The sequence below is a fragment of the Prevotella sp. AM42-24 genome (assembly GCF_003461825.1).
Lineage (GTDB): Bacteria > Bacteroidota > Bacteroidia > Bacteroidales > Bacteroidaceae > Prevotella > Prevotella hominis.
Window position 1 is genome coordinate 1 of record NZ_QTXV01000068.1, and the last position, 15,785, is coordinate 15,785.

At 44.2% G+C, this 15,785-nt stretch carries 11 protein-coding genes; 7 read left to right on the forward strand and 4 right to left on the reverse strand.

Annotation, left to right across the window (positions count from 1 at the left end; translation table 11 throughout):
* Positions 1-46: 46 nt before the first annotated feature.
* The 3 genes from DW917_RS14205 to DW917_RS14215 all read right to left on the reverse strand — a co-directional run bounded on the left by DW917_RS14205 (position 47) and on the right by DW917_RS14215 (position 3,989).
* Entirely contained in the window at positions 47-1,177 is a 1,131-nt protein-coding gene (locus DW917_RS14205) for an ATP-binding protein (protein ID WP_022109672.1), read from the reverse strand.
* A 137-nt stretch (positions 1,178-1,314) separates the two neighbouring features.
* Entirely contained in the window at positions 1,315-3,033 is a 1,719-nt protein-coding gene (locus DW917_RS14210; RefSeq protein WP_118119750.1) for an ABC transporter ATP-binding protein, read from the reverse strand.
* Positions 3,034-3,098: 65 nt separating this feature from the next.
* On the reverse strand, positions 3,099-3,989 hold the full coding sequence (locus DW917_RS14215) for an NAD kinase (protein ID WP_022109674.1): 891 nt from the start codon (positions 3,987-3,989) through the stop codon (positions 3,099-3,101).
* Between the two features lie 82 nt (positions 3,990-4,071).
* Here DW917_RS14215 and DW917_RS14220 point away from each other — a divergent pair, with 82 nt between their 5' ends.
* From DW917_RS14220 to DW917_RS14250, 7 genes are all read left to right on the forward strand, one after another.
* Positions 4,072-4,644 carry a DJ-1 family glyoxalase III gene (locus DW917_RS14220; RefSeq protein WP_118119752.1) on the forward strand — a complete coding sequence of 191 codons (573 nt, stop codon included), beginning with the start codon at positions 4,072-4,074 and terminating at the stop codon, positions 4,642-4,644.
* 10 nt (positions 4,645-4,654) lie between these two features.
* Entirely contained in the window at positions 4,655-5,326 is a 672-nt protein-coding gene (locus DW917_RS14225; RefSeq protein WP_118119754.1) for a 2-C-methyl-D-erythritol 4-phosphate cytidylyltransferase, read from the forward strand.
* Positions 5,327-5,360: 34 nt separating this feature from the next.
* Positions 5,361-7,457: an ATP-dependent DNA helicase RecG gene (recG, locus tag DW917_RS14230; protein ID WP_118119756.1), complete on the forward strand. Its 2,097-nt coding sequence runs from the start codon at positions 5,361-5,363 to the stop codon at positions 7,455-7,457.
* A gap of 75 nt (positions 7,458-7,532) precedes the next feature.
* Complete coding sequence (locus DW917_RS14235) at positions 7,533-7,973, forward strand: hypothetical protein (protein WP_118119759.1); 441 nt, start codon at positions 7,533-7,535, stop codon at positions 7,971-7,973.
* Positions 7,974-8,384: 411 nt separating this feature from the next.
* Entirely contained in the window at positions 8,385-9,332 is a 948-nt protein-coding gene (locus tag DW917_RS14240) for a M23 family metallopeptidase (RefSeq protein ID WP_022109685.1), read from the forward strand.
* 888 nt (positions 9,333-10,220) lie between these two features.
* Entirely contained in the window at positions 10,221-13,622 is a 3,402-nt protein-coding gene (locus DW917_RS14245; protein ID WP_118119761.1) for a hypothetical protein, read from the forward strand.
* Positions 13,623-13,674: 52 nt separating this feature from the next.
* On the forward strand, positions 13,675-13,896 hold the full coding sequence (locus DW917_RS14250) for a hypothetical protein (RefSeq protein ID WP_118119763.1): 222 nt from the start codon (positions 13,675-13,677) through the stop codon (positions 13,894-13,896).
* A gap of 116 nt (positions 13,897-14,012) precedes the next feature.
* Here the strand turns inward: DW917_RS14250 and DW917_RS14255 are convergent, their stop codons facing one another.
* A complete protein-coding gene (locus tag DW917_RS14255) occupies positions 14,013-15,353 on the reverse strand; it encodes an ATP-binding protein (protein WP_118119765.1) in 1,341 nt (446 codons plus the stop codon).
* Positions 15,354-15,785 lie beyond the last annotated feature (432 nt).

The window sequence follows — 15,785 nt, forward strand, 5'->3', positions numbered from 1 at the left end:
AAGTTGATTTATACTGTGTCAACTTTTTCTAGGACAAGACAACTTCTCATGCATACTGAATACAAATCCACTTCGCAAAGAAGCGGTCGCTTACTAAATAACCATTAGGAGTCTTGCTTACCAACTGCTTATCCACCAATGCCTTCAACGCAGTTTTCACGCTGCTCGTAGCAGGAAGCTGATGGGATCTGATAAACTGCTGGCTCAAAGGCGAACTCACCAGTCCCTCTCGAGCTATTGCCAATAGAAGCAACTGCTGATTCTCCGTAAGCCAGGCACAATAGTTCTGATAAGCCATCGCCTGTTCATCTATCAACTCCTGAACCACCTCATCTACCAATGACTTCGTAATCTCAGAAGAACCATGCTCATAAATGCCATGCAATATTGCCTGCACATACCACGTTACACAATCCGACTGCTGATAGATATAAGAAAAGGTGGATTCATCTATTGACCTGTGCTGAGAGGACAGAAGACGATTGGCAAATTCCAAATACACCTGCTCTTCGATACAAGGCAAAGACAACACCAAAGAACTCTGGAAGAAAGGACGGTTGGCAGACAGAAACATCTCCTGCATCATGTGCTGCTGACTGCCAGAAAATACGAAATATACATTTGGCAAGAACTGGATATAAGAACGGATCATTGCCTCTACCCCATCCTCAGGATAGTTTAATATCTGCTGAAACTCATCTATGGCGATGTAGCAGCGCTTACCTGACTGCTTCAAATACTCAAATATTCGCTTCAAACTCTCCTTACCCTCACTCGGCTTTAAATCTAAAGAAAAAGTAGGAATTCCTGTCAGTTCATCTATCGTCAAAGTAGGTCGCCAACTACTGAAGAACTCCTGAACTTTACGAAGGGCCGATTGAGAAACCGTATCAAGTTTTCCGATGATTTCAGAAGCCATGATTTGCACCATTTGCTCCAGGTTTTTGGTGGCAAAAATATCGAGGTAGAAACATTTCACCCCTTCATATTGCTCCTCCATCTGATGGAAAACATGATGTATCAAGCCCGTCTTACCCATACGACGAGGGGCGACAAGCGTGATGTTACGCTCATTATGCAGCGTAGAAATCATCTTCTCGGTTTCTTTCTGGCGGTCGCAAAAATACTCTGCTCCTTTATAACCATACACAACAAAAGGATTGTTCAATGTTGCCATATCTCATCATTATTCATTACACAAATAACCATTGCGCTTTTTACGCAACGCAAATTACGCAATAAAAAACGAGATAGCCAAATGTTTTCGAGATTTTTAATAATAATTACACGAAAACTGACTGCTTCAAATACGTTCTATCTCGGGGTGCGCTCTATTTTCAATACCTGATCACAATAATCTACTACGGCAGGGCGATGCGTGATGAAGATAACGGTCTTATCATGCGAAGCCAAGATATTCTGAAGGAGTTGACGCTCGGTTTCCGGATCCAATGCACTCGTAGCCTCATCAAAAAGCATGATGCTGCGATTGCGCAACAGACTTCGGGCTATGGCAATACGCTGTGCCTGTCCTTCACTCAAACCTCCTCCCTGCTCGCTGCAAACCGTATCGAGACCTTGTGGCAATTCCATCACAAAGTCGGCACAACTCGTATGCAAGGCTGCCTGCATCTCCTCATCAGTTGCATTCAACTTGCCTAATCTCAGATTATCACGGATGGTTCCACTCATCAGGGTATTGCCCTGAGGAACATATACGAAGTTGCAACGGTGGCGAGGCGACAGTTCTCCCTGCTTTTTCGACGAATGATAAATCTCTACTTTTCCATGCTGAGGACGGAGCAAGGCCAAAAGCAGACGGATCAGCGTAGTTTTTCCTGCACCCGTTTCTCCCAAAATAGCCGTACAGCTGCCCGGACGGAAATCAAAACTCAGATGATTGATGATATTCGTCTTGTCCAATGGCTGGTTCTGATACAAGATTTTTTCCTCTGGAGAAGCCTCAGCCAGCTTATAACTGTAGCAGACATCCTGCAATCGGATGCCGCAAGGCGAAGGAATCAGGATTGGCTCTCCCTGTTCCTCCAGCGGATTTTCCTCCAGTTCCATCAGTCGCTCTGCTGCCGTAAAGACACTCACGAAGGCAGGAACCAACTTGGTAAGGTTTCTTGCCGGAACCTGTATCTTATTGACCAACTGCAGGAAAGCCGTCATGCCTCCGAAGCTCAGACTGCCGGCACTCATACGAATGGCCGCCCAAAGGAAAGCCACGAGATAACCTAAGGCAAAACCGAAGTTGACTATCAGATTACTGAACACGCTAAACATCGTACGCTTCACCACGTGTCCACGCAATTCCTTCTGTGTATTCTCAAGTTTATCCACCATCGCATCATCCTTTTCCAAGGTCTTGATGAGCATACGATGCTGGATAGTTTCCTGCAGCACACTCTGCACCTTACTGTCTGAATCACGCACCTGGCGGGTCAGTTGGCGCATCTTTCCCACATAGATTTTGGAGAAAGCCAAGAAAATCGGAATCATGATGACGATAACGATAGAGAGCACCTTGTCCATCGAGAAAAGATAGAAGAAGGCACCGAGAAACATCGCTAATACGCTGAGCGTATTCGGGATGGTCTCCGTCAGGAAATTCACCACATTGCTCACGTCCGTCTCCAGTCGGTTGAGCACATCTCCCGAATGCATCTTTTCCCTACCGTGCCATTCAGAACGGAGGATACGATCGAGCATGCGCTGCTGCATACGGTTTTGCGCCTTGATGCCCAAGAGATTACGAATCCAGACAGAAGAAACATTCAGGGCGAAGTCGGCAAGAATCAGGAAGCCCATGAGAGCAACAGCCCAATAGATATCGCCTTCCACCACATGAGAAGCAACATCTATGGCACGCTTAATCGCCCAAACCTGTGCCAGACTCACTCCCACCGAGAGCAAACCCACGGAAGCATTGAGGACAGCCTGCAACTGGTTGCCCCGCCATGCCTGCCAAAGCCAAATCAGCAAGGTCTTGGCATCATACTTAAACTTTGGAACCTTGAATATCTTCATCCATCTAAGCATTTGAATTCTTCACTCTTCACTTAAATTCTTCACTCTTCACTCTTCACTTAAATTCATCTTTCCCTCTGGTCAGCGCCCCACATCAGTTTTTCTCTCAGCGTAGAGAAATAACGCTGGTTACGCTGCTTCACGATTTTGATAGAATGCGCAGCCTTGCGGATGACGAGACTGGTTTCCTCCGTCATTCGCTCACTTCTACCATCGATAGCCACGAGATAATTATGACTGCGACTCTCGATGTCCAGTTGGATTTCAGCCGTATCATTGATTACGATAGGACGGATATTCAGACTGTGCGGAGCAACAGGAGTGAGACAGAGACTTCCACTCTGCGGGATGATGATAGGTCCGCCATTGGAGAGATTATAAGCAGTAGAACCCGTAGGCGTGGTAACGATCAGACCATCCGCCTGATAGGTAACCAAGAATTCCCCATCCACATGAGTACGGATGGAAATCATGGAAGCATCATCACGCTTCAAAACGGCAATATCATTGAGGGCAAAAGGATTGCCAGCCAATACGCCGCCCCTCGCCTCTACCTGGATAACCGCATGTTCCTCTATCTGGCATTCCCCTGCATAGAGGCTGTCCAGTGCAGTCTCTATTTCGCTTGGCAACACATCAGCCAGGAATCCCAATCGGCCCATGTTGATACCGATGATAGGAGTTCCCTTCGCCCCCACCTTACTGGCAGCCTTGAGGAAGGTTCCGTCGCCGCCCATGGAGATGACGTAATCCACATCGAAGTTGTAATCCTCGAAGACACCCGCCACCTTCACATCCAGATGGAGGTCGCGTACGAGAAAGTCGTAATAAGCATTCTCCACATAGATCTCAGCCTTCTTCTTTTCCAGAAAAGCCAGGATAGTTTCGATGGAAACCGACTTCTTAGCCTGGTATTCATTGCCAAATATTGCAAATTTCAAATGTTGTTCTGCCATTTGTTTTGTCATTTCAATTATTATTGTTACTTTTGCAAAGGTAATAATATAAATCGAATTATTCAACAAAAAAGATAAAATTATGGCAAAGGTATATGAATTTCTTGCCAATGGCTTCGAGGAAATCGAAGGTTTGGCTCCTGTTGACATCCTCCGCAGAGGGGGCGTAGATATCAAGACGGTCAGCGTTACCGGTAGTGAATTTGTGGAAACTTCCCACGGAGTTACCATCAAGGCCGACCTCCGTTTCGAGGATGTTGAGAGTTTTGAAGATGCCGATATGCTGATGATTCCTGGTGGAATGCCGGGCAGCACCAACCTCAATGAGCATGAGGGAGTACGCCAGGCACTCATCGCCCAGCACAAGGCAGGCAAACGTGTAGGTGCCATCTGCGCAGCACCTATGGTATTGGCCAGCACAGGCATCCTCGACGGCAAGAAAGCTACCTGCTATCCTGGTTTCGAACAGTATTTCGATGCCAGCACAGAATATACAGGCACACTCTTCCAGGAAGACGGCAATGTGATTACAGGTGAAGGTCCTGCAGCCACCCTTCCTTATGCCTACCAGATATTGAGTTATTTCGTGAGCAAGGAAACCGTGGCTGCCCTGCAGGACGGAATGATGTATGATCATCTCATGAAGAGCAAGTAAAAAGAAAAATATGGATTACGTAATTATAGTAGCCGGGGGCAAAGGTCTCCGCATGGGAAGTGAGATTCCCAAGCAGTTCTTGCCAGTAGCAGGCAAGCCTATCCTGATGCGCACCATCGAGCGCTTTCATGAATACGATGAGCATCTGAATATCATCTTAGTATTGCCGGAGAGCCAGCAGGAATACTGGCACCAGCTTTGCGAGGAGCATCATTTCGATATCAAGCATCAAATTGCCAATGGCGGCGACACCCGTTTCCAGTCTTCGAAAAACGGACTTGCACTCATCCCCGATGGAGAGGACGGTGTGGTAGGAATCCATGATGGTGTGCGCCCATTCGTCTCTACCGACGTCATCAGCGAATGCTACGAGACGGCACGCGAGGAATATGCAGCCATCCCTGTCTATGCGGTGACTGAAACCTTGAGATATATTGACAAGCGTGGCGGTGGCAAGAATGTGCTCCGTGATGATTATCGCATCGTGCAGACTCCACAGACCTTTGACATCAGTTTGGCAAAACAGGCCTTCAACCAGGGTTACAAGGAACAGTTTACCGACGATGCATCCGTTGTAGAAAGTCTCGGCTGTCAGGTAGCGATGGTGGATGGAAATCGAGAGAACATCAAGATCACCACCCCATTCGACATCAAGATAGCTGAAGTATTGTTATCAGAATAAGAACAAGAGAATTCTCCTCTCTTCACTTAAAAATATGAGTAGTATTTTAGACCAAGACATCATGTTCCTGCCCGGCGTAGGACCCAAAAAGAAAGAGATACTGAGCAAGGAGCTCGGTATCAGCTCCTATGGTGACTTGCTGGAATACTACCCTTATAAATATGTAGATCGTTCGAGGATTTTCCACATCAGCGAACTCACCCCCGACATGCCTTATGTCCAGATCAAAGGCCGAATACTAAGTTACGAGGAGTTTGATACTGGCAAGCGCAACAAGCGTCTTGTTGCCCATTTCTCCGATGGCTTCGGCGTGGTCGATTTAGTCTGGTTCCGCAGTTCCCAGTACATTCTCAAGACCTATCATGTAGGTACCGAATACATCGTCTTCGGCAAACCAGCCCTCTTTGGCGGCCGTTATCAGTTTGCCCATCCAGACATGGATGATGCCAGCAACCTGCAGATTTCAGAAATGGGAATGCAACCTTTCTATAATACCACCGAAAAGATGAAGAAGTACGGATTCTCCTCCCGCACCATTGAGAAGCTCACCAAGACTTTGGTAGGACTGCTTCCTCAATTGCCCGAGACATTACCCGACTCCATCACCTCCCGCCTGCATCTGATTTCCCGCGATGAAGCCTTCCGCTTCATCCACTATCCGCATACCCATCAGGAGATGCAGAAAGCACAGGTGCGACTCAAGTTTGAGGAACTCTTCTATGTGCAACTTAATATATTAAGGTACGCGAGCGACCAGCGGCGCAAATACCGTGGCTACATCTTCAACCGAATCGGCGACATCTTCCATGATTTCTATGCCCACCATCTTCCTTTCGAACTCACGGGCGCACAGAAACGGGTGATGCATGAAATCCGTGCCGATATGTGCAGCGGACGACAGATGAACCGGTTGCTGCAGGGCGATGTGGGTTCTGGTAAAACTCTCGTGGCACTGATGACCATGCTCATCGCCCTCGACAATGGTTACCAGGCCTGTCTGATGGCTCCTACCGAAATCCTTGCCGAACAGCACTTGCAGACCATCCGTGAATTTCTCAAGGGGATGGACATCCGGGTGGAACTGCTCACGGGTATGGTGAAGGGAAAGAAGCGCAAGGAAGTGCTCGATGCTCTGATTCGTGGAGATGTCCAGATATTGGTGGGCACACATGCCATCCTCGAAGACCCCGTGATGTTCGCCCATCTCGGCGTAGCAGTCATCGACGAGCAGCATCGCTTCGGAGTTGCCCAGCGTGCCCGCCTATGGGCAAAGAGCGAGAATCCGCCTCATGTATTGGTGATGACCGCCACGCCTATCCCGAGAACCTTGGCGATGACCATCTATGGCGATCTCGACGTGAGTGTGATAGACGAACTTCCGCCAGGTAGAAAACCCATCCAGACTTTGCATAAGTTTGACAACCAGTTGACCAGCCTCTACCAGAGCATCCGCCGCCAGATCAATATGGGCAGACAGGTTTATATCGTCTTCCCGCTAATCAAGGAGAGCGAAAAGAGCGACCTCAAGAACTTAGAGGAAGGATTTGAAACGCTGAAGGAAGCCTTCCCGGAGTTCCGCCTCAGCAAGGTACACGGACAGATGAAACCGGCAGAGAAGGAAGAAGAAATGGAGCATTTCGTGAAGGGCGAGACGCAGATATTGGTAGCCACCACCGTGATAGAAGTGGGTGTGAATGTGCCCAATGCCTCCGTGATGGTTATCCTCGATGCACAGCGCTTCGGACTTGCCCAACTCCACCAGCTCAGAGGCAGAGTGGGACGAGGTTGCGACCAGAGTTACTGCATCCTCGTCACCAACTATAAGTTGTCGGAGGAAACCCGCAAACGCATTGATATCATGTGTGATACGAACGATGGATTCCGCATCGCCGAAGCCGATCTCAAGTTCAGAGGACCGGGCGATTTGGAAGGAACCCAACAGAGCGGAATGGCTTTCGACCTGAAGATAGCCAATATTGCAAGAGACGGACAGATTGTACAGTTGGCACGCACAGAAGCACAGACCATCATCGATGCCGACCCACATTGCAACCTGCCTCAGAATGCCCTGCTCTGGAACCGACTGAAAGAAATGAAGAAAACCCATATCAATTGGGCTGCAATCAGTTAGGGAAACCATTTCCGTTTTTCAAAGAGAAGACGTAGGGAGATAAAGGAGAAAAAACAGAGAAAAAAGAATAAAGAGATGAAGGAGAAAAACAATATAGAAGAAGGCTTTCTTTTTGATGCAGAAGAAATCGGGAAGCAGGAAACGGACGCACAGGCATCAGGATGCACAGTTTCCACAGATGCCCCTCGCCGCAGAGGAAGAAGGCGCTCTATGGTGACGGAAGACAGATCGCCTCTCACACCAGAACAGATGAGAGAACTCCTGGAAGGCATCACGGAAATAGAAACAACCACAGGAATCCGATACATCCGTATCCACCTCACAGCCAAGATGTTGATAGGCATCCGGGAAAGTTCCGGCAAGGAGTTCACCATCAATCTCGGTGAACTGTATCAGGCCTATCAGAAATGCCTCCGCTTTACAAGTCCGGAAGTCAAGCGAATCATCTTTATGGGTCACTCTCCAGCCGTCACCCTGCTGCGAATGCTGAAAGAAAAAGCACGGAATTTATCGTGAAAAAACGATAAAGGCTTCATGAGGGAATGAAAAAGGCTTCATGAGGGAATGAAACAGACTTCATAAAGGAATGAAACAGGCTTCATGAGGAAACGAAAGTAATTTCAATAGAAAATGCAAATACTTTCGTACGAAACCTGCATAATTTTGCAAAAACGAAATACTGCAAAATTGATTTAAATCAAAAAGCGCTTCTTCTTAACAAAAGTTAAACATCAACTTTTCGCGTTAAATATCCCCTTATTCGTGTTAATGGCCTTGGCAGACTGGAATATTTTTCATATATTTGCAAAGTCTATTTAACAAAGTCACGCACATAAGGGGTTTTTACTTAGGTGTTTTGTAGTGGAATTTCATTTATGATTTCATTTCAATGGTGACGAACCTAAAAAAGAATATTAATTAAAAAGTATGAGTTTAAAAAAGAAAATAAAGAAGATTTCCGTAGTGGCATTGTTGGCGTTAACAACCGTGCCGTCATTTGGTCAAGACTTGCTTGCCCGTCAGGCACCAGTTGACCATCGCATGAAGTCGATAGACACATTAGCAGTATCTCATTATCGAATGATGGAAGATAGAGAGAATCCTTCAGCAGAGCTGTATCAGGATTTCTCCAACAAGTATGCTCACCGCCGGACTGCGCTTCCTGAGCACTTCCGTATCGACCTCCGTCATTTCTGCATGCCAACTCCAAGTCGCGTTGTCACAAGTAACTTCGGTTACCGTGCAAGCTTTGGCCGCCAACATAAAGGTATGGACATCAAGGTTTATATTGGCGACACAATCCGCGCTGCCTTCTCAGGCAAAGTTCGCATCGTAAGATATGAAGGTGGTGGTTATGGTAAGTACATCGTAATCCGTCACAATAATGGTTTGGAGACCATCTACGGTCACCTCTCTAAGCAGCTCGTTTCTGAGAACGAGGAGGTAAGAGCAGGTGATGTGATTGGTTTGGGAGGTAATACAGGTCGTAGTACCGGTTCTCACCTTCACTTCGAGACTCGTCTTTGCGGTGTAGCCCTCAACCCAGCGTTGATGTTCGACTTCCGCAATCAGGACGTTACTGGCGATTTCTACGATTTCCGTCGCGACTCTTACGAGCGTGAGTCTGCAGATGCCAATGCAGCTCGTGGCAAGATTGGTAATGGTGGTTACACCCGTGAACAGGTTAATGGTGGCGAAGTGGGCAGATACAATGCCAACGCTGGTGGCGAGAAGCTTTACCACAAGGTTAAGTATGGTGAGACTCTGAATTCCATCGCCGAGAAGCGTGGTGTAACAGTAGATCAGATTTGCCGCCTCAACGGTTACAAGAAGGATAAGAAGCTGACTCCAGGTCAGATTATCCGCTACTCTTAATCTTAGGACTTTACAACAATACTTTTTCAATAACAACCATAAAGCAGGAATCTCTGGGAGGAGGTTCCTGCTTTTTTCGTTATATAATCATTTCAGGAGAGGCTAACGTTAATGTTGTTGAAAAAAAGAGAGAATAGGTTGTATTTTCAATAGAAAATATTACCTTTGTAATATTGATATGCATAGCTCGCTTTCTTGTGAAAGAGAATCTCCAAATACTCCACGATTTGCTATCACGAAGTTGCAAATCCATATATTAGCACTTTTTTCAGTCATAAAAGTTCTACAAAAATCATTCTATTTGCAAACCTTAACCATTTTGAAACATATTTATTCTCAAAAAGAATGTAATTTTGCACCCGAAATTACAACAGGTAAACTCTTATCATAAGAGTTGTATAAAAATATTGTATAATTCAAGGATAAAAACATCTTCTGGAAATAAGATAAAGAGGAAAAAACTCAATACTTTAGTAAAAGAAGATAGGATAATATCCGTTTCAACTATCAATAATACATTAGTACAAGTAAAATTATTCAACTATAATAAAAAGATTAGATCATGAAAATGATGAGAAAAAATAGTAACCATCTCTTGATAGAGATTTCTAATTGTGGGGGGGTAATTTCGCTCTTCAACATTAAAAGTCCCCTAATCTTAAATACCAAGATTTTAATTTTCCCTAAATCTATCAAAATTCCGTTTTCTGGAGGTTAGTTTTATTAGATAAATATCCCTTTTTATCTTCTGTCATAAGGCAGAGGCAGGGATAGCACGACCATTTCTAACATTTTAAACGTTCCATTCTGTTATAAGTAAAAATTTTAATACTCTCTAAGTAATTCCAATATAATTTAGATATTAAGTATAACTCATTTATTTGTCTTATGAAAATCAAAATTTTTAAAGCTGCCGTGCTGGTAGCCGTTATCTTTATGTTGCTTCCTTTGAAGGCAGTAGGTCAGGCAAACACCTACTACGACAAGAGACAAGAGGGTGCAACACCAAACCGCACCACGTTGAAATCACGTATGGCACTCGTAGGCCATAACTGTATGGTAAGCCGCCTGGCTGATGGCATTTCCGTGGGTTCAGGTTCCAAGAATCTCTCCTACTTATGTGATGAGAATCTTACCAACTATTACGCAATCCCAAGTCTTGCAAATGTAACTCTCATTGCCGGTTCACCAATTGTAGCCGTGAAAGACATGAAGCACTACATCGACAAAGACACAAAGGCAGGTTTCAAGATTTCGGGAGAAAGTAATGTATTGAAACTCGAAGTATTGAAAGACAACTACCATATTCGCTTCTATAGAGATGGTAAAATTCTCAAGACTTCTCCAGTAGAACAGCTTGGTTTTACTGTACTCAATCTTTCTGTTGGTAATATTGATTTAGGAAATAATGCCGTAGATATTATTGCATCAGAGCAACCAGATCAAGATTATGATGAGATTGCACTTGTTGGTCAGGATGGCATCAAAGTAGATGTTGTGAAAGGTCTGAAGATTTACTATGCGTTCGTGGGTGATGCAGAATATACGCTGACAAATCCAAAAATCCAACAATACGACAAAAACATTACATTAAATGCTAAATCAAGCACACATTCAGTTCCAACATTAATACATGACCTTAATTACTTTAACAGAGATCTTATAGATGATGATCTCACAAATGGTATTGTAATTTCTGCACTCTTGCAGCTTGGCTCTTCTGGTTATGCACAAGTCATTGCTAATAATGGAAAGAGCACAGAAACATTCCCTGCAGGAACAGAAGCGGGCTTTGTGTATAGCGATGGAGCTCTGATTGGTGCAGGCGTAACCCCTGTCATTTATCTTCTTGACAAGAATGGCAACGAGATTTACAAAAAAGCTATAGAAACAACCGTGCTGTCTGTTTCTATAGCTGGTAATCAAAAGAAAGTATCCATTAAGGCTCCTGTTGATTTCTCAGGCATCAAATTCAGAACAATGGGAGTGGAAGTTGCTAATGGTGTCACCGCCAACTATGCCTTCATCATTCCTAAGCCAATCACAGCAGGCCATCAATGCGAGATGAATCCTACTGCCAGTCTCGACCTCTGCAACTGCGACTCTCATTATCAGCTCAAATGGGATAAGGAAAACTTCCCAAATGTAAGATGGGACCCAGCAGAACCTTTACCAAATGGAGTTACATTCGACTCAACCAACAACACGCTCGACTTCAGCGAAACAGATAGCTACAAGAATGGTACAGGCGAGAAAGTGACTGTAAAAATGAAACTGACGAACCTTGCATGCGAGAAAAAATGTTCACAAACCATCACTATCAACTATGGCGGCTCTACCGAGCAGAAGCCTGAAGATAAGAAGAAGGAAACTGTGCTCTATAATGCCGATCCTGCAAATCCTATATATGAATTAGGTGGAGGCACAAGCGCAGGTATCAACCTTCTGTCTTTCGTCAAGAACTCATCCAACATCATTTCGTCTAAGCTCAACAGTTATGCCTCTTATTTCGGAGGTGTTACTATCGGAGATGCTTATATTTGTGGCGTTAAGAAAAAGAATGGTAAAATCTTTGATGAAACAAATGCTCGCCAAAGCGGCGAACGCCAGGTTGGTTTCGTAGTAACAACCAAAACTGCCCTGCAAGCAAACGTACTCAATATGTTTAACGTCAGACTTTACAATAATGGTGAAGAGGTAAAAGGCGGCATTGTTTCATCTGCCATCGCAGCCAATCTGATTGGCAGTCAGGATACACATAAGGTTAGATTTTCTATCAAGGTACCTGCAAGTACTATCTTTGACGAGATCCGCCTCTATACTTCTGGTGTGTTAGGCGCAGACCTCAGCGTGATGAACATCTACTATGCTTATACAGCCGATGCGGATGCCGTTCTCGACGACCCATTGGAGCACGCAGAAGTCATTTCATTCGATAATACCAATGCCACTATCAACCAAGCAAGAACTCAGTCTATCGCAGTAGCAAATTTGGGCAATGGCCTGAAAGACATTACCAACTGTATTGATAGTGACCCAAACAATAAGACAATCTTCCCTACAGGAGTAAATGCTGTGGGAGGTTCGGTTCTCGCCATAAAATTAGGTGTTACCGCAACGCGCAATAAGCAGCTCGTAGTTGTTGTCAACAAGGAAGCCTTTGGCTTGGGTGTTGATGTGATTGATGCCCTCGTTGTAAAAACTTATAATAAGGGTGGTAAAGAGCCTGTTGAAACATTCAGCGACTGGAGCATACTCGGAGCCAACGTCATTACTTTGGGAGATAAAGGCTACATCTTTATCAATCCGAAATCAGACTACGATGAAGTGGTAATAACACAAGGCGAAGGTGTAAAGGCTCTCAACAACTTGGCGGTATATGGACTTTATCTACGTAACGACAAGGATGGAGATGGAACACCTGATGATGATGAACTCGCAGAAGACTGCAAGCAGGACCTCGTTTTCCAGGAGACCGTAAATCTCAGCGAGAAGAGTCAGAAGAAATACAAGGAAAATCTGACGATGTATTTCCAGCGTTCTTTTGTGGAAGGTGAATGGAACTCTCTCATCATGCCAGTGAACTTGACCAAAGCGCAGTTTGATGAAGCATTTGGTTCAGATGCCAAGTTAGCCAAGGCAAACAAAGTATATGATTCAAACGGCAACTTGATTATCGGATTCAGTCTGGTAGAGGAAGATAAGAATAATGCCAATAGCGCATATCTCGTAGCCAATACACCTTATATTATAAATATAAGCAAAAAGACTGCGCTAAAAGGCGCCATAACCATTGATGCAGGAACTATCAGCGGTGATATTTACAAAGTAGATAATTCGCTCGCTGCAGGTGGTGTCACCTTCAAATACGATGATACCAAGGCTACCAATCCTATTGAGCAGAATTTCCCTGTAGATCAGGCAATCACCACAAAGTGGGGAATGACTGACTTGAAGTTTATCGGTAGTTATAATAATCACCAGGATCTTGAGGATGGTAATTATATCTGGAACAATGGTGCCCTCTACTACCTCACCAAGAACAACCATTGGATGAAGGGCTACCGCTGCTGGCTCGCTCCTACTTGGAGTGGTTCTGCTACAGGAAATGCCAAGCTCCTTAGCTTCGGTTTCGGCAATGGTGAGACTACAGGTATCAACATGCCTTCAATGGTCAACACCACAGGCAGCACCAAGGTGTATAACCTGAATGGTCAGCGAGTAGATAATATGCTCGGCGTTCAGCCAGGCATCTACATCGTGAATGGCAAGAAGGTGGTTGTGAAATAAAAAGTGATTTTAAAATCAATAAATTGTAAAAGAATTTTAAAAAATAGATATTATGAATAAGAAAGAATATATAACCCCGGCTATCAAGATTACAGTCTGCGATCTGCAGGATAGTTTCCTCGCAGGTTCCGGCAATGATAAGCTATGGCAGCCTGATGGTTCGACAACACCGAGCATCAAGGAAGAAGGAAAAGATGGAGAACTTCCAGATGAAATAACTGGTTCGAAAGAACACAACAGCTGGAACAACAGTTGGAACGACAGCTGGGATTAAAGCAGAATACTGCTATTTGAAAACATAAGCCTGATTTCAGGCTCAACCTAAAAAGAGGGTGTATCAAACGATTTTGTTTTGATACACCCTCTTATAAATGCGGAGCCGCTTACTTTTTACAAGAACATGGTCATGAAAACAGGTAGAAGTATTGTTTCTTTATCCTTTTTAAGATCCTTGGTATATATCAAGTACCTGTTACTTATATGCTCTGAATATTTTTTGCAAAATTCATCCAACGACTTGTGTGTCTGATAGCCAGAAGATTTCACCTCAAGCGGCCACAGCTTGCTTCCACGTGATAGTAAAAAATCAACCTCGTAATTGTGGTTTGACGTCTTGGAACGCCATGTATGGTAGAAAAGCCTGTTGCCTGTTGCCACAAGTAATTGGGCTACAACATTTTCATATACGTACCCCAAGTCTGCTGATAACTTGTCACTAAGAAGCTTCTGATAGATGATATTCTCGGTTACATCTTTATCCCAAAAGGCCAGCGTGACAAAAAGCCCGGTATCTCCCATAAACATCTTGTACTGGTCGTAGTCCGTATGTGCAGGAAGTCCCACACTAGGATTGTCTGAGTGGTGAGCGAAATTCACGGTAAGGCTATCTTCCATGTCGCGCAAAAACTCGGCGATTGTTTCCGAGGATTCATTTTTCCCTAAGATGCTGGTTTGTTGGTATCGGCTGGCATTTTTACTAAGTTGGGCGGGTATTGCGCTAAACATCTTGGATATCTTACCTGATGGGTCTATCTTCAAAAAATCATCTATATATATATCCAGGATTTCTCTCTTCTTGTTATCAACCTCTGTCAAGTTATTTGTTTCCAAATAAGTATTGACAGCTTGCGGCATGCCCCCAACTAACATATACAGCCTAAAGTCACGAAGAAGCTTCCTCATAGTCGCATCACCTAAAGAACGTTTACTGTTGAAACATTCTCTAAGCATATCAATTGTAACATTATCATTCAAGGCCCAACGAAACTCCTCATAGTCCATAGGATACATCGTAAGTCTTGTTTCCTCACTTGGTATCACGATGTCCTTGGTGTTCTTCCGGATAGAAAGCAATGACCCTGTCTCAATATAGTCATATCTGCGATCTTTAACCAAATATTTAATGGCCTCACGAACCTTGGGACACTTTTGAACCTCATCGAAAATAATTACAGATTTTCGTTCGTATAATCTTACACCATATATAAATTGAAGTTGCATGAAAAAATGATTGCGGTCAGAGATGTTGTCAATAGCTTCCCACAAGGCTGTTGGTGCATCAGCAAAGTCGACGAGTATATAGCTTTTATACTCGTTTTTTGCAAATTCCTCGGCTATTGTGGATTTTCCTACACGACGTGCTCCCTTGACGAGAAGTGCTGTAGAACCGTCTCTGGTCTGCTTCCAGTTAAGCATTTTATCATATAGTTTGCGCTTAAAAACTTTTCCCATAATCTATTCTGTTTGATGGGTGCAAATTTACGATATTTATCCTAAATCCCCAAATCTTTTTGGTTAAAAAACAGAAGAATCCCCAAATCTTTTTGGCTAAAAAGCAGAAGAATCCCCAAATCTTTTTAGTTAAAAAGCAGAAGAATCCCCAAATCTTTTTAATTAAAAAGCAGAAGAATCCCCAAATCTTTTTGGCCAAATACCAGAAGAATCCCCAATTTTTTATACCGAAATAGCGGGAAATACTACAAAAACGGAAATTTGAAAAGCGAAACGAGAAAAGCCCTTCACCCTTCACCATATCAGCATAAACATCTGATAAACAAGTACTTACAAGCACAATAACTTAAAATCACCCTTCACCACCCTTCACCACCCTTCACCTCAATCTAGTAAGCGGCTCCGCGTTTATACCTTGCATAATTGAAAAAA